This window comes from Inhella proteolytica (genome assembly GCF_016093275.1).
In the GTDB taxonomy this organism is placed as follows: Bacteria; Pseudomonadota; Gammaproteobacteria; order Burkholderiales; family Burkholderiaceae_C; genus Inhella; species Inhella proteolytica.
Genome location: NZ_JAEDAK010000003.1, coordinates 59,991 through 74,316 on the forward strand (window position 1 = coordinate 59,991; position 14,326 = coordinate 74,316).

A 14,326-nucleotide genomic window follows, 5' to 3' on the forward strand; every position below is an offset into this window, starting at 1 on the left:
GATGTAGCGGCCTGAATGCGGAGATCGAGGGGGTCTGGGTTCGAGGCGCGCTGTTTTAGGGTAAACCTGAGGAGTATAGCCCGGAGATCGCCAGCCTCAGGCGTCGGGAAGCACGAATCCGGCGTTGAACTGGCCGGGCAGTCAGCCCAGCCTTTCCCATGGTCAGTCCCGATCAAAAACCGCGATGCTTTCAACGTGGGCGGTGTGCGGGAACATGTTCACCACGCCGGCTGCGCTGCAGCGGTACCCCGCCAGGTGCACCAGCACGCCCGCATCCCGCGCCAAGGTAGCCGGATTGCAGCTCACGTAGACGATGCGTCGCGGCGGGCTCCAGCCAGGGGCAGTGGCGGGGTCTTGCACGGCATCGGCAACTGCCTTGGCCAGCGCGAAGGCACCTTCGCGCGGCGGGTCCACCAGCCATCGGGCCGCAGAGCCATAGGCCGCGAGATCGGCAGGCGCCAGCTCAAAGAGATTGCGCGCCTCGAAACGGGTCTTGCCCGCCAGGCCGTTGTGCCGCGCGTTTTCGCGCGACCGGGCCACCAACGCCTCACTGCCCTCGATGCCCAGCACCTCGCGCGCCTGGCGCGCCAGCGGCAGAGTGAAATTGCCCAAGCCGCAGAACCAGTCGATCACCCGCTCCTCGGGCTGCACCTCCAGCAGGCCAAGGGCCCGATGCACCAGCACCCGGTTGATGTCGTGGTTCACCTGCGTGAAATCGGTCGGCTTGAAGGGCATCTCGACGCCGAACTCGGGCAGGCGATAGCTCAGTGGCGCCACGGCTTCGTCCAGCAGATGCACGCTGTCCGGCCCCTTGGGCTGCAGCCACCATTGCACGCCATGCTGCGCCGCGAACTGGCGCAAGGCCTGCTGGTCGCTTGCGCTCAAGGGCTCCAGATGCCGCAGCACCAGGGCGATCACGCTGTCCCCCATCGCCAATTCGATCTGAGGCAGTCGCTCGCACGCGTCCATCGACTGAATGAGCGCGCGCAGCGGCATCAGCAGAGCGCTGACCTCCGGGGGCAGAACCGGACACACCTGCATGTCCGCCACATAGCGGCTCTTGCGCTCGTGAAAGCCCACCAGCACGGTGCCCTTCTTCGCCACATAGCGCACCGACAGGCGGGCTCTTCGGCGGTAGCCCCAGGCCTGCCCCTCAATCGGGCGCAGCACCCGCTCGGCCCGCACCTTGGCGAGGTGCGCCAGGTTGTCTTCCAGGACACGCTGCTTCACTGCGATCTGCGCCGCCGGGTGGAAGTGCTGCATCTTGCAGCCGCCACAGGCTCCGGCATGCAAACCGAAATGCGGACAGGCCGGCCGCACCCGCTGCGGGCTTTCACGCCGCAGGGCGCTGATGACGCCCTGCTCCCAGTTGTTCTTGCGCCGCCCGACCACCGCACGCACCGTCTCACCCGGCAAGGCGCCTTCGATGAATACCACCTTGCCGTCGGCACGCCGGGCCACGCCCTGTGCCTCCAGATCCAGCGATTCGACTTTCAGCCACTCGTCTTGATTGCTCATCCGGCAATTATCCGGACCGGGCGCAATGGCCCGGCCAGGAGCGTGTGGCATCGCTAAAAGAGAGCGTCCGGCTGCACGCCCTGGCGGATGAGGCTGCGCTTGAGCTTGCCCAGCGCCTCCACCTGGATCTGCCGGATGCGCTCGCGGGTCAGGTGCAACCTCCCGGCCACGGCATCCAGGGTCTCGGGTTCGCGCGCAAACAGGCCAAAACGAGCCTCCAGCACCTCGCGCTCGCGCTCCGTCAGCTCGCCCAGGCCCTGGGCCAGCAATTGCTCGACCTCCTGGAGCAAGCGCACCTGCAGAGGGTCGAGGTGGCTGGCGTCGCCCACATGGTCCACCATGGACTCATGCGCCTCGCCCTCGCGGTCCAGCGGCGCATCGAGTGAGGCGGGAAGCTCCAGATGGGCCAGCAAAGCCTGCACCTCGGCGATGGGGCGGCGCAGCAGCTGCGCCAGGTCCTCCACGCGAGCCTTGCCGTCCTGCACGCCCGGCAAGGCCTCGATGGTGCGCCGCGCACGCAGCAGGGCGCTTAGTTCGCGCACGACATGCACGGGCAGGCGCACCAACCGGGTCTGGTGCATCAAGGCGCGGTCAATGGCCTGCCGAATCCACCAACTCGCATAGGTCGAGAACCGAAAGCCCCGCTCCGGCTCGAACTTTTCGATGGCATGGATCAGGCCGAGGTTGCCTTCCTCGATCAGATCGCCCAGGGGCAGGCCGCGTCCGAGGTGATGCTTGGCGATGGACACCACCAGGCGCAGGTTGTGTTCCACCATCGCCTGCCGCGCGGCGAAGTCGCCGGCACGGGCCCGCACTGCCGTGGCGTACTCCTCTTCCGCACTCAGGAGCCGCGTGCGGCGGATCTCACGCAGATAGATCTGCAGGGCATTGCCGCCACTCTCTCGCGCATCGTCCGACGCACCGAACCCCTCACCCGCCTCGGCATCGGCTTCGTTCGTTCGCGGTCGGCGCGCCGGCATGGAACCTCCAAGGCCCCGCCGCGCGAGGGCTGGAAATCAGCGCGGCGGCAGCAATTTTGCCGGGTCCACCGGCTTGCCCTTGCGGCGAATTTCAAAGTGCAGCTTGACCTGATCGGCATCCGAACTGCCCATCTCGGCAATGCGCTGCCCCTTGCGCACCAATTGGTCTTCCTTCACCAACACCGTCTGGTTGTGCGCGTACGCACTCAGATAGGTTTCGTTGTGCTTGATGATGACCATGTTGCCGTAGCCACGCAGGCCGGAGCCGGCGTACATCACGCGGCCATCGGCCGCCGCCAATACGGCATCCCCCGCCTTGCCGCCGATGCCGATACCCTTGTTGCGCTGCTCGTCAAAGCTGGCGATCAGGGCCCCCGGCGAGGGCCAGGCCCAGCCGATCTCGCCTTCCCCATTGGCCGAAGCGGCAGTGGCCGGCGGCACCACCGGCACAGGCGCAGGCGCGGGCACCACGGCACTGGCGGCGCCCGCCGCGGGCAGAGGCAGCGTGCTTGGCTTGCCGTCCGCGCCGCGGGCATCCAGCGGCTTGGTCTCGAGCTTGACCGCGGAGGCAACCGGCCGGCTGGACAAGCCGTCCGCCGGCGCTGCCGCCGTTGCAACGGCCTGCGGTGGCACCGTCCGGAGCACCTGCCCCACCTCGATCAGGTTGGGGTTGTCCAGCGCGTTCCAGCGCGCCAGGTCGCGCCAGCTCAATCCGTGATCCAGGGCAATCCGCAGCAGGGTGTCGCCCTGCTTGACCACATAAGTGCCCGGTCGCGCCGGCTCAGCGCTTGCCGAAGCACGCGGCTCTGCGGTGTGGGCACTCGTCGACTGGCCATCAGCCGGCGCTACGGTGCGGTCTTCAACCGGGGCGCGATGCGGCTTCGGTGCCGCGCAGGCAGTGAGCAGAAGGACGGCAGCAAGCGAAGTGAGGCGCAGGACTTGCACACGGCAAGGCAGGGAGACCAAGATCATGCAAACGGTGAGACTTCGCAAAAGGTGCCGGAGCGGCGGAGGGAACGCTGCGGATTCGAGCGTCAGACCAGAACGCCAGATTTTAGAGGGACGAAGGAAACGCCCTCGCACTCGGTCAGCCGCCATTCCTGCGGCCCTTCAGCGCCGCGCACCCGGTCGACCACCATCAGACGCTGGCCACCCGCCCCCCGTGCGACCGGCGCCACCAAGCGGCCGCCCGGCGCCAGGTGCTGGAGCCAAGCCTCGGGGATCGCCTCACCACCCGCCGCCGCGATGATGGCGTCATAGGGGCCGACGCCCAGGCGACCCAGGCTGCCATCGGCCAACAGCAGCTGAAAGGAGCACAGCGGCAACTCCGATTTCAGGGCACTGAGGCGCGCTTGAGCACCGTGATGCAACGCGGCAATCCGCTCCACCGAGGTCAGGCGCTCTGACAACAAGGCCAGCAACGCCGCCTGATAGCCACAGCCCGTACCGATTTCCAGCACACGGCCCAGGCGCACCTCTGCACCGCCGCGAAGACGGCCCGGAGCCTCCGCCAGCAACTGCAGCATGCGGGCCACCACCGAAGGCTTCGAAATCGTCTGGCCGTGACCGATCGGCAGGCTGGTGTCCTCATAGGCCTGAGGCACGAATGCCGAATCCACGAATCGGTGGCGTGGCACGCGCTCAAACGCACTGAGCACAAAGTCGTCTGCCAGCTTCAGCTGGCGCAGGCGCTCCACCATGCGCATCCGCACGCCGGGGGAGTCCAGGCCGATGCCGCTTGGGGGGCGCAAACGGGCGCTGTCGCGCGTGGCCTCATGCAACAGGCGCTGCGGGCGCAGCACGCCGCCGGGCGCCCGCCTGCTCATCGAGGCGCCACAGACGCCAGGCGCCCCTGCCAGTACGCGAGCCGCTGGTGGTGCGTCAGGTCCACTTGCAGGGGCGTGATGGAAATCGCACCGTTCTGCACCGCATGGAAATCCGTGCCCTCCCCCCCTTCACGCACCTCGCCCGGCGGGCCGATCCAGTACATCGCCTCCCCGCGCGGGTTGACCTGGCAATGGGCGCCGGAATTGGCATGCCGCTTGCCAAGCCGCGTGATGCGCCTGGGGAGCGTGTCGGCATCGCTGCGGTTCGGGATATTCACGTTGAGCAGGAAGGGGTCGCCCAGCGGCTGGCGAAGCACCTCTTCCACCACCGCTCGCGCCGCTCGCGCCGCGGCATCCAGGTGCGCCCAGTCGCGCTCGACCTGCGAGAAGGCAATCGCCGGGATACCAAACAGATAGCCCTCGGTAGCCGCCGCCACGGTGCCGGAGTAGATGGTGTCGTCAGCCATATTGGCGCCGTTGTTGATGCCTGACAGCACCAAGTCCGGTCGCCACGCGTCGAGCAGAGTCGTCAACGCCAAGTGCACGCAGTCAACCGGCGTGCCATTGACGAAGCGGAAGCCGTTCATGCCGCGGTGCACCGACAAGGGGCGATGCAGGGACAGTGAATTGGAGGTTCCGCTGGCGTTCTGTTCCGGGGCGATCACCTCGATTTCACCCAGGCCCTGACAAGCCTGCACCAAGGCGGCCAGCCCGGGGGCAAGGTAGCCGTCGTCGTTCGCGATAAGGATGCGCATCCGGCCATTCTAGAAATGCCCGGCGATTGCCCCGCGCTTGGGGGGGAAGGAGCCCAACACCTCCGGGTAGCATCACCAGCCCACCCCGCACCCACCCATGGCCGTCAAAGTACTCATCCTCGAAGACAACTCGGTCGCGCGGAGCTTTTTGTGCAAGGTGGTTCGCGAGAGCTTCAGTGACGATCTTGAAATCGTTGAAAGCTCCGATCTGGAATCAGCTCGGCGCGAGATCCAGCTGGCGCGGGCGGGAAACCCCTTCCGGCTCTATCTGATCGACCTTGAGTTGCCGGATGGCAGCGGCATGGAATTGCTGCAGGAGCTCAACCGGGCGCCCGGCTTGAAGATCGTCAGCACGCTCTACTCAGACGACGAGCATCTCTTCCCGGCGCTCCAATTGGGCGCTGGCGGCTACCTGCTGAAGGAAGATCGCTTCGAGGTGCTGGTGGAAGAGTTGCAGCGCATCGTGCGCGGCCAGCCGCCCTTGTCTCCCGCCATCGCTCGGCGCTTGCTAGGGCATTTCCGCCCCGGCTCCAGTGGCGACAGCGGCCCAATGGGCTTGAACAGCGGCTTCGGCAGCTTCTCTTCTGCGTCCCGCCCCACGCCGCTCGATCCCGCAGATGACGCCAACCGTCTGAGCGCGCGCGAAAACGAGGTGCTGACCTATCTGAGCAAGGGCTTCACCGTCAAAGAGATTGCCAACCTCATGGGTGTGAAGTGGTTCACCGTGAACGACCACATCAAGGCCATCTATCGCAAGCTCAGCCTCAGCAGCCGCGCCGACGCCAAAACCTAACCCGCCGCAAACGGATCGCGAAATAAAAAACGGGCGCCAGAGGCGCCCGTTCTTCTTGGATCTTGGGGTGGCTGATGGGACTCGAACCCACGACGACAGGAATCACAATCCTGGACTCTACCAACTGAGCTACAGCCACCGTCGAAAGCCAAGCAGTATAGCAAGGAATCAGGGACTGGAAGCCGCTTTCGCTGGTGAGGCCAAGATTTTTGCCTTGTACCCCGCCTTCAACGCTTCCAGATAAGCAAGCCCTTCGGCATTGGCCAGCGCCTGCGCGTACTGTTGCTCCGCCTGCTTGGCCGGAACCTCCTGCTCGCTCGGCGGCTTCACAGCGTTCAAACGCACCAGCAAGTACCCGCCCGTGCCAAGGTCCACACCAAAGGGTTTGGCCAGACTGCCCGCAGACGCAAGCAGGATCTTGTTCAGGGCCTCACGCGGCAGACCGTGCGGGTTCATGCGCGAGACAGTGACCGTGGTGTCATAGCTGAGCTCTTCCGCCTTCTGCGCCAACAGCGCTTCCCCAGCCTTCTTGGCCAGCGCAGCGGCGCGCTCCATCAACAGCTGTTCGCGCACCGCTTCCTTCACCTCATCGAGCGCGGGCGCCGCAGCCGGCACGTGCTTCAGCACGCGCGCCGAAACCAGCTGCTGAACGCCGGTTTCCACGGCTTCCGTGTTGCGCTTGGTCTTCAGAGATTCCGGAGCGAAGACAGCTTCGATCAACTTGGGCGAAGCCAGCGGGCCCTGCGCACCCGCGGCGGGAACGCGCCCCAGCTCGGCTTTGCGCAGCTCAAGCTGGAACTTCTCCGCCACGGGCTGCAGTGCATCCGCCTGCTCGTAGACCGCGTTGCTGAACTGCTCGGAGAGCGTCTGGAACTCCTTCTTGGCCAGTTCGCTGCGCTGCTCCGTCTCCAGCTCGGCGCGCACATCCTCGAAGCTGCGCACATCCCCGCCGCGGATGTCGCTGACGGTCACCAGATGCAGGCCGAACTCGCTGCGCACGATGGGGCTGATCTCTCCCTTGCCAAGTGCAAACGCCGCATCCGCGATGGCCTTCACGTTGAAGTCCCGGCCAATGAAGTCCAACTCGCCGCCGGACGCCGCGGAAATCTCGTCCTGCGAATGCTTGCGAGCCAGGGCCGCAAACTGCTTGGGATCGCTACGCAGCAGGGCTTGCAGGGCCTCGAGCTGCGCACGCGCAGCGGCCTCCTGCTCTGCCTTGGCACCCGCGTCGAGCTTGATCAGGATGTGGCTGACTTGTCGTTCTTCCGGGGTGCTGAAGCGCTTGCGGTTCTGCTCGTAATACGTCTTCAGCTCGCCCTCGTTGACCTGCACACGCTGCTTCAGGGCCTCGGCATCGAGCACCAGGTATTCGATCTGCGCGCGTTCGGGTTGCATCCAGCGCTTCTGCGTGGCGGGCAATTGGTAGTAGGTCGCGACGTCGGCATCGCCGAGTTGGACCTGGTCCCGGTAGGCCTGAGCCTCCAGGCGCTTGACGCTGATGTCACGCTGCTGGAGCAGCGCATCAAATGCCAGCTTGCCGCCCAGCTTGAGGGAGCGCGGCAGCATGTCGGCCGGAGCGAGGACTTGCTGAAGACCGAGGTCCTGCCGCAGCCGCTCCGCAAACCCTTCCGAGCTCATGCCCTGCGCGGCGAGCAAGGCCTTGTTGGGCTGCCCTTCCGGCGTGCGCAAGAAGGCGTAGGTCGGCGAGCGTCGAAACACCGAGGCCACCCGACCGTCGGCAGCCATCAATTGCTGCTTCTGCACCGCGGTCTCCAGCGCGCGGCGGCTGACGAGCCCTTCCAGCGCCTGCTGCCGGGCCTCCGGGCTGTCCAGCAGCTTGGGGTCCATCTGCGGGTTCTCGCGCCGCATGCGCTCCGCCTGCTCACGTGCCGCGTTGTCCCAGTCGCCCTGCGTGATCTTGTGGCCGTCGACCGTTGCCACTTTCAGCCCCACGCCATCCGAGAAGCTCGAATAGCCCTGTACGCCGAGCGCCACGAAGGAGGGCAAGATCAGTACCAGCAGGATCAGCTGCAACCAGCGGCTGTGGGTTCGTACAAAGTCAAACATCCAGCTTCCTCAGGGGGCCAACAGCCCGCAAACGAACAAAAGGCGAACCGAGGTTCGCCTTGACTCCAACAGGGGCGGCCATTGTAGGGAGCGCGGCCTGACTGCTGGACGACCGATGCCGTCGGTGGTGGGTGCTGACGGGCTCGAACCGCCGACCTACTCCGTGTAAGGGAGCCGCTCTACCAACTGAGCTAAGCACCCGACGGGTCGAACTCCTTACTTGATCGCGTCCTTGAGCGCCTTGCCCGGACGGAACTTAGGCGTCTTGCTGGACTTGATCTTGATGGCATCGCCGGTGCGCGGATTGCGGCCCGTACGCGCCGCGCGCTTGGTAACGCTGAAGCTGCCAAAGCCCAGCAGCGACACGGTGCCATTCTTCTTTAGCGTGGTCTTGATGCCGCCAATCATGGCCTCCAGCGCACGCTGGGCCGCCGCCTTGGACAGATCCGCCTGCTTGGCAATGTGTTCGATCATTTCCGACTTGTTCACGCGAAGGTCCCTTATAGGCAGTGTCTTGAATCGTTGGATGCGCACGGCCTGAGCAGCGTGCGGGGCGCGGATTCTAGGCGCAGGCCGCTCACTCGACGCGAGCTCGAATTTCCGGCAACGCCTTCTGCAGGTAATACACCATCGACCACACCGTCAGCACCACCGCCACGGCCAGCAGCCACTGGCCCCAGAGCCGGGTGTCGACGAGCCCAAAGAGCCGCCCATCGAACAGCAGGAACGGGATGGCCACCATCTGGGCGGTGGTTTTCAGCTTGCCCACCATGTGCACTGCCACGCTCTTGGCCGCACCGATCTGTGCCATCCATTCCCGCAGTGCCGAGATCGCGATCTCGCGACCGATGATGACCAGCGCAAACAAGGCGCTGACCCGCTGCAATTCGAGCAACACCAGCAGCGAGGCGCAGACCAGAAACTTGTCGGCCACCGGGTCCAGGAAAGCCCCGAACGAAGAGGTCTGATTCAGCCGACGTGCCAGGTAGCCGTCGAGCCAGTCGGTCAACGCCACCGTCACGAAGAGCACGGTAGCGATCAGGTTGCGGGTCGGCGCGTCCAGGGGAAGATGAAACACCCCAACGATCAGCGGAATGGCGACGATGCGCGCCCAGGTCAGCAAGGTGGGGATGGTGAAGAACATCGGAGGATTGTGCGCCAGCGCCCTGGCGCCTCAATCGAGGCTGCGCGGCTTGAAGCGGCGCTCATCGTCGAACAAAAAGGTTTCGGTGAAGACCCAGGGGCCCGGCAGGTGGCGCATGTCACCAAAGGGCGCCGCGCGCATCAAGGCGTGACGCGCTAGCTCGATCGTGTCCTTCGCTTGGCGCGGCTCGCGCAGCACGCTGATGCGCTTGATGTGTCCATTGGCCTGCAGCTCGATCTGCAGCACCGGCACCGCCAGCAGCACCGGCGGTGCCTTGCTCCGGTACACGCCGCTCGGATTGGCGAGCAGCAAGCGCTCGGCGACTTGCCGCTTCAACTCGGCCCAGCTGCGCGCCGGCACGGGGGGCGGCAGCACGGGGGCTGGGCTGACGGTGAGCGCGGAAGCTGCCGGTTGGGGCGGGGCTGCGGAAGGCGTTGGCGGCGCGCCGTGGCCCGCGGCCGCCGGCTCAGGGCCTTTCTGGCGCGTGCCCCCACACGCCGCCAGGGTGAGCAGCACCGCCCGGCGCCCCCAGCGTTCAACGGAAAGCCCGGTAGATCTCTTGGGCGAGTTCACGTGAGATGCCTTTCACACTGGCCAGCTCTTCGACGCTGGCGGCCTCCACGCCTCGCAGGCCGCCAAACCGCTGCAGCAGCGCGGTGCGTTTGCGCGGCCCCACTCCCGCAATGTCTTCCAGGCGCGAACTGCGCAGGCGCGTACTGGCGCGCCGCGCCCGCATGCCGGTGATGGCAAACCGATGGGCTTCATCGCGAATCTCCGCCACCAGCATCAGGGCGGCCGAATGCGGCGGCAAGCTCAGCTTGGCGCGGCCATCGGCAAAGACCAATTCCTCCAGACCCACCTTGCGGCCTTCGCCCTTTTCCACACCCACGATGCGCCCAAGGTCAATGCCCAGCGCCTCGAACACTTCGCGCGCAATCTTGACTTGGCCTTTGCCGCCGTCGATCAAGACGACATCGGGCCAGCGCACCTCGCCCTCACCCTGGCCCATTCGTTCGTAGCGCCGCATCAGCACCTGGCGCATGGCCGCGTAGTCGTCGCCCCCCTGAATGCCGGCGATGTTGTAGCGCCGGTACTGCGAAGACTGCATGGCGTGCTGTTCGAACACCACACAGGAGGCGACCGTCGCCTCGCCTGCGGTGTGGCTGATGTCAAAGCACTCGATGCGCAGCGCGGCCAGGTCGCCCTGATCAAGACCCAGCACCTCGGCCAGCGCACGGGTGCGCGCCTGCTGGGAACCTTCCTCAGCAAGCAGGCGCTGCAGCGCCAGCTCGGCACCTTGAATGCACATGTCCAGCCAGATGCGACGCGGGCCGCGCGGCTGGTCCTGCAGCACGACGCGGTGCCCGGCCTGTTGGCCGAGCGCCTCCGCCAAGGCCGGGTCCACGGTCTCATTGACCAGCACCAGCGGCGGCACCTGGGCGCCCAGGTAATGCTGAGACAGGAAGGCCTCCAGAACCAGCTGCGCCTCCCCTTTGACCTGATCGCCTTCTTCTTCCGTGCTGACGCGCGTTCCCTCTTCGACCTGGGCGGGGAAATGGCTTCGATCCCCCAGGTGACGGCCACCCCGCACCATGGCCAGGTTGACGCAAGCGCGCCCGCCACGCACCCGCACAGCCACGATGTCGACATCTCGCTCGCTGCCCGAGGCACTGCTGGCCTCCACCGCCTGCTGCTGCAGCACCTGGGCCAGCGAAGCAATCTGGTCGCGCAGTTCCGCCGCACGCTCGTACTCCAGCGCCTCGGCGTGTGCAGCCATGCGGCGCTGCAGCTCCCCCATCACTTCCTCGGCACCGCCGCGCAGAAAGGTCGCGGCACGCTCGACATCCCGGCGGTAGTTCTCGGCATCGATCAGACCGACGCAGGGCGCCGTGCACCGCTTGATCTGATGCAGCAGGCAGGGGCGCGAGCGGTGGTTGAACACGGCGTCCTCGCAGGTTCGCAAGCGAAACACCCGCTGCACCAGCTCGATGGTTTGCCGCACGGCCAGCCCGTTCGGGTAGGGGCCGAAATACTGGCCGCGCCGATCCACCGAGCCGCGGTAGTAGCTGACGCGCGCGAATTCATGCGCCGTGAACCGCAGGTAGGGATAGCTCTTGTCGTCTCGGAACAGGATGTTGAAGCGCGGGTTGAGCGACTTGATGAGCGTGTTCTCAAGCAGCAGCGCCTCGGCCTCCGTCCGCACCACGGTGGTTTCGAGCTTGGCAATCCGCGCCACCATCAGGCCGATGCGGGTGCCCTGGTGATCACGCTGGAAGTAGCTGCTGACTCTGCGCTTGAGCAGCTTGGCCTTGCCCACGTAGAGCACCTGCCCGCGCGCGTCCAAAAAGCGGTACACACCCGGCAGCGCGGGCAAGGCCGCCACCTCGGCCAACAGGCGTTCTCGCAACGGCTGCGCAGCAGCCACCAAGGCCGCGGACTCGGCCGATTCACGTTGCTCGGCACTGAGCCGCTCGGCATCCCAGGTCTGCAAGGCCTGCGCCCCAAGGTCCTGGGGATCTGCCGCGACCGGCTCCATGGGTTTGCTAGACATGGCCGCATTTTGCGAGCTGGCCTCATGACAATGGCGCATGCTTTGGGATCTCTTCTGCCGCGTCATCGACAACCACGGTGATCTGGGCGTCACGCTGCGACTGGCCCGCAACCTGGTCGAGCGGGGGCAGCAGGTTCGTCTTTGGGTCGACGATGCCCGCGCCCTGGCCTGGATGGCCCCCGTTCCGAGCAAATGCATCACCATCCATGCCTGGCCGGAGTCGGAATGGCCCGTTGCAGCCGTGGGCGATGTGGTCATCGAGACCTTTGGCTGCGCATTGCCCGAGCCCGTGCAGGCCCGCCTGGCGCGCACGCCACCGCTGTGGCTGAACCTCGAATACCTCAGCGCGGAGCCCTACACCCTGCGCTCACATCGCTTGCCATCGCCGGTGATGAGCGGTCCCGCCAGGGGCCTGAGCAAGACCTTCTGGTACCCCGGCTTCGTGCCGGGCAGCGGGGGCCTGCTGCGCGAGAAGGAGCTGGCACAGGCGCAAGCGGAGCATGACCGTGCAGCCTTTCTGACGGAGTTGGGGCTGCAGCCAAGAAGCGGCGAACGGCTCGTCAGCCTGTTCTGCTACCTGCATGCGCCTCGCCAGGCCCTGCTGGATCGCTTGTCGGCCGAGCCGACGCTGCTGATTGGCATGGGGACCTGTGCCGAGGGACTGGAAGCCCGCGGGCAGCTGCGCATACGACACCTGCCCTGGCTGGACCAGGCCACTTACGACCGCTTGCTGTGGAGCTGCGACGTCAATGTGGTGCGCGGCGAGGATTCCTTCGTGCGCGCCCAATGGGCCGGCAAGCCCATGCTCTGGCACATCTACCGCCAGGACGATGACGCCCACGCCGCCAAGCTGCAGGCCTACCTGGACATCCGCTGGCCCGACCGCACGAGCCCTGTACGGCTGCTCTGGCAGGCTTGGAACGACCTTGGACCCGTGGCTGAGCTGGACATCCCTTCAGACCTGCAGGCGTGGAATGAGGAAGCTCGAAGCTGGCGCACTGAACTCAGCCGACAAACCGACTTGTGCGACCAATTGCTCGCCTTTGCCGAGACAGCCTCCCCCGGAAGCCGTGCCGCGCCGGGTTAGAATTGAGGGCTTTGCGCCCGCTGTCGCCCTGAGCGGACCTTATGGGCGCGCCACCCGCGAATGGAACGCGCCTGCGGCGCGCGCCCGCCTCAACCGCTGAAGATCCCACCATGAAACTCGCCCAAGAAATCCGTGCCGGCAACGTCATCATGCAAGGCAAGGACCCGATGGTCGTGCTGAAAACCGAATACAGCCGCGGCGGCCGCGGTGCCGCCACGGTGCGCATGAAGATGAAGAACCTGCTGAACGGCGCCGGCGCCGAGGTGGTCTTCAAGGCCGACGACAAGATGGACCAGATCATTCTGGACAAGAAGGACTGCACCTACACCTACTTCGCCGATCCGATGTACGTGTTCATGGACAGCGAGTACAACCAGTTCGAAGTCGAAGCCGAGAACATGGGCGACACCGTGCAGTACCTGCAGGACGGCATGGAAGTGGAAGTGGTGTTCTACGACGGCAAGGCCATCTCGGTCGAACTGCCGACCACCATCGTGCGCGAAATCGAGACCGAGCCGGCCGTCAAGGGCGACACCTCGGGCAAGGTCATGAAGCCCGCCCGCATCGTCGGCACCGGCTTCGAGATCTCGGTGCCGCTGTTTGTGGAGTCGGGCGACAAGATTGAAATCGACACCCGCACGCACGAGTACAAGAAGCGCGTCTGAGCCGCCTCTGACCCCCACGAACAAGGGCGCCATCGGCGCCCTTGTTTGCTTTCGGGAGCACAAAAAAAGGGGCCCGAAGGCCCCTTTCCCGTCAACACAGGTCTTTACTTCTTCGGGGTCACGGTGCGCGTACCAACGACCTCGATCTCGACGCGGCGGTTCTTCGCCTTGCCTTCCTTGGTCTTGTTGTCGGCCACCGGGCTCTTCTCGCCCTTGCCCTCGGTGTACACGCGGTTGGCCTCGATGCCCTTGCCGGTCAAGTAGGCCTTCACGGCTTCGGCACGGCGCACCGACAGCTTCTGGTTGTACTCATCGGAGCCGTCACTGTCGGTGTGACCCACGGCGATGATGACCTCCAGGTTGATGGCACCCATCTTGGAAGCCAGATCGTCCAGCTTGGCCTTGGCTTCGGGCTTGAGCACCGACTTGTCCACATCAAAGAAGGCGTCGGCCGCGTAGGTCACCTTCTCGACGATGGGCTTGGGCGGAGCCGGCGGCGCCACCGGAGCTGGTGCGGGCGGCTGGGCAGCGGGCATGGCCGGCGCGGGCGGCGGAGCCGGCGGGGCCGGCGGCGGCTGCAGGGCGCCATCGCAATCCTGGTTCGGGAATGCCTTCAGACCCTTCAGGTTCTCAACCTTCTTGGCCGCCGTGGCCGGCGTCCAGAAGTTGTTGCGCCAGCAATGCTCGCTGGTGCCGTTGAGCCAGACAAGCTTGCCATCGCCGCTCATCCAGTTGTCATTGACTTGAGCCTGAGCGCCAGCCTGGGCAAAAGCGGCCAAGGCCAGAAGCGAGGCCACGCGGGTCAGTTTCTTCATTCGTTCTCCTCTCAAGGGTGGGGCGATCAGCCCGAACTTGGTCAGGTCAGCCGCGGATTGGGAGCCCGCCGGCATGGATGGATTCACAAATTGCAAAAACCATTCTGCCACCCGGCTATTCCAGC

At 65.8% G+C, this 14,326-nt stretch carries 14 protein-coding genes and 2 tRNA genes; 3 read left to right on the forward strand and 13 right to left on the reverse strand.

The window, feature by feature from the left end; translation table 11 throughout:
- Window positions 1–162: 162 nt before the first annotated feature.
- The 5 genes from rlmD to surE all read right to left on the reverse strand — a co-directional run bounded on the left by rlmD (window position 163) and on the right by surE (window position 5,079).
- Window positions 163–1,518, reverse strand: a complete 1,356-nt coding sequence (gene rlmD / locus I7X39_RS05405) for a 23S rRNA (uracil(1939)-C(5))-methyltransferase RlmD (protein ID WP_198109964.1) — start codon at window positions 1,516–1,518, stop codon at window positions 163–165.
- A gap of 53 nt (window positions 1,519–1,571) precedes the next feature.
- On the reverse strand, window positions 1,572–2,498 hold the full coding sequence (locus I7X39_RS05410) for a sigma-70 family RNA polymerase sigma factor (protein ID WP_198109965.1): 927 nt from the start codon (window positions 2,496–2,498) through the stop codon (window positions 1,572–1,574).
- A 36-nt stretch (window positions 2,499–2,534) separates the two neighbouring features.
- A complete protein-coding gene (locus I7X39_RS05415) occupies window positions 2,535–3,470 on the reverse strand; it encodes a peptidoglycan DD-metalloendopeptidase family protein (RefSeq protein ID WP_198110235.1) in 936 nt (311 codons plus the stop codon).
- Between the two features lie 62 nt (window positions 3,471–3,532).
- The gene (locus I7X39_RS05420) at window positions 3,533–4,300 is read right to left on the reverse strand and encodes a protein-L-isoaspartate O-methyltransferase family protein (RefSeq protein ID WP_310739873.1); all 768 of its coding nucleotides are present in this window, start codon (window positions 4,298–4,300) and stop codon (window positions 3,533–3,535) included.
- A gap of 20 nt (window positions 4,301–4,320) precedes the next feature.
- A complete protein-coding gene (surE, locus tag I7X39_RS05425) occupies window positions 4,321–5,079 on the reverse strand; it encodes a 5'/3'-nucleotidase SurE (protein ID WP_198109967.1) in 759 nt (252 codons plus the stop codon).
- A 97-nt stretch (window positions 5,080–5,176) separates the two neighbouring features.
- Here surE and I7X39_RS05430 point away from each other — a divergent pair, with 97 nt between their 5' ends.
- Complete coding sequence (locus I7X39_RS05430) at window positions 5,177–5,872, forward strand: LuxR C-terminal-related transcriptional regulator (protein WP_198109968.1); 696 nt, start codon at window positions 5,177–5,179, stop codon at window positions 5,870–5,872.
- 63 nt (window positions 5,873–5,935) lie between these two features.
- Here I7X39_RS05430 and I7X39_RS05435 read toward each other — a convergent pair.
- The 7 genes from I7X39_RS05435 to uvrC form a co-directional block, all read right to left on the reverse strand.
- A tRNA-His gene (locus I7X39_RS05435) sits at window positions 5,936–6,011 on the reverse strand.
- 29 nt (window positions 6,012–6,040) lie between these two features.
- Window positions 6,041–7,939 carry a SurA N-terminal domain-containing protein gene (locus tag I7X39_RS05440; RefSeq protein ID WP_198109969.1) on the reverse strand — a complete coding sequence of 633 codons (1,899 nt, stop codon included), beginning with the start codon at window positions 7,937–7,939 and terminating at the stop codon, window positions 6,041–6,043.
- A 125-nt stretch (window positions 7,940–8,064) separates the two neighbouring features.
- Window positions 8,065–8,140: transfer RNA gene (locus tag I7X39_RS05445), tRNA-Val, on the reverse strand.
- A 15-nt stretch (window positions 8,141–8,155) separates the two neighbouring features.
- On the reverse strand, window positions 8,156–8,428 hold the full coding sequence (locus I7X39_RS05450) for an HU family DNA-binding protein (protein WP_198109970.1): 273 nt from the start codon (window positions 8,426–8,428) through the stop codon (window positions 8,156–8,158).
- A gap of 88 nt (window positions 8,429–8,516) precedes the next feature.
- Window positions 8,517–9,083, reverse strand: a complete 567-nt coding sequence (pgsA, locus tag I7X39_RS05455) for a CDP-diacylglycerol--glycerol-3-phosphate 3-phosphatidyltransferase (RefSeq protein ID WP_198109971.1) — start codon at window positions 9,081–9,083, stop codon at window positions 8,517–8,519.
- Between the two features lie 30 nt (window positions 9,084–9,113).
- On the reverse strand, window positions 9,114–9,458 hold the full coding sequence (locus I7X39_RS05460; protein ID WP_232351741.1) for a hypothetical protein: 345 nt from the start codon (window positions 9,456–9,458) through the stop codon (window positions 9,114–9,116).
- Window positions 9,459–9,618: 160 nt separating this feature from the next.
- Window positions 9,619–11,634 carry an excinuclease ABC subunit UvrC gene (gene uvrC / locus I7X39_RS05465; protein WP_232351742.1) on the reverse strand — a complete coding sequence of 672 codons (2,016 nt, stop codon included), beginning with the start codon at window positions 11,632–11,634 and terminating at the stop codon, window positions 9,619–9,621.
- A gap of 37 nt (window positions 11,635–11,671) precedes the next feature.
- Between uvrC and earP the strand changes: the two genes are divergently transcribed.
- Both earP and efp read left to right on the forward strand, forming a co-directional pair.
- A complete protein-coding gene (earP, locus tag I7X39_RS05470) occupies window positions 11,672–12,721 on the forward strand; it encodes an elongation factor P maturation arginine rhamnosyltransferase EarP (protein ID WP_198109972.1) in 1,050 nt (349 codons plus the stop codon).
- 110 nt (window positions 12,722–12,831) lie between these two features.
- Window positions 12,832–13,386 (forward strand): elongation factor P, encoded by a 555-nt coding sequence (gene efp / locus I7X39_RS05475; protein WP_198109973.1) that lies wholly within the window; start codon window positions 12,832–12,834, stop codon window positions 13,384–13,386.
- A gap of 104 nt (window positions 13,387–13,490) precedes the next feature.
- Here efp and ompA read toward each other — a convergent pair whose 3' ends face one another.
- Entirely contained in the window at window positions 13,491–14,201 is a 711-nt protein-coding gene (ompA, locus tag I7X39_RS05480; protein ID WP_198109974.1) for an outer membrane protein OmpA, read from the reverse strand.
- Between the last annotated feature and the right edge of the window lie 125 nt (window positions 14,202–14,326).

Bases quoted from the DNA above. Each gene is read 5' to 3' on its own strand.
- rlmD (WP_198109964.1), bottom strand. From the start codon at position 1,518: ATGAGCAATCAAGACGAGTGGCTGAAAGTCGAATCGCTGGATCTGGAG.
- I7X39_RS05410 (WP_198109965.1), bottom strand. From the start codon at position 2,498: ATGCCGGCGCGCCGACCGCGAACGAACGAAGCCGATGCCGAGGCGGGT.
- I7X39_RS05415 (WP_198110235.1), bottom strand. From the start codon at position 3,470: ATGATCTTGGTCTCCCTGCCTTGCCGTGTGCAAGTCCTGCGCCTCACT.
- surE (WP_198109967.1), bottom strand. From the start codon at position 5,079: ATGCGCATCCTTATCGCGAACGACGACGGCTACCTTGCCCCCGGGCTG.
- I7X39_RS05430 (WP_198109968.1), top strand. From the start codon at position 5,177: ATGGCCGTCAAAGTACTCATCCTCGAAGACAACTCGGTCGCGCGGAGC.
- I7X39_RS05440 (WP_198109969.1), bottom strand. From the start codon at position 7,939: ATGTTTGACTTTGTACGAACCCACAGCCGCTGGTTGCAGCTGATCCTG.
- pgsA (WP_198109971.1), bottom strand. From the start codon at position 9,083: ATGTTCTTCACCATCCCCACCTTGCTGACCTGGGCGCGCATCGTCGCC.
- uvrC (WP_232351742.1), bottom strand. From the start codon at position 11,634: ATGTCTAGCAAACCCATGGAGCCGGTCGCGGCAGATCCCCAGGACCTT.
- earP (WP_198109972.1), top strand. From the start codon at position 11,672: ATGCTTTGGGATCTCTTCTGCCGCGTCATCGACAACCACGGTGATCTG.
- efp (WP_198109973.1), top strand. From the start codon at position 12,832: ATGAAACTCGCCCAAGAAATCCGTGCCGGCAACGTCATCATGCAAGGC.
- ompA (WP_198109974.1), bottom strand. From the start codon at position 14,201: ATGAAGAAACTGACCCGCGTGGCCTCGCTTCTGGCCTTGGCCGCTTTT.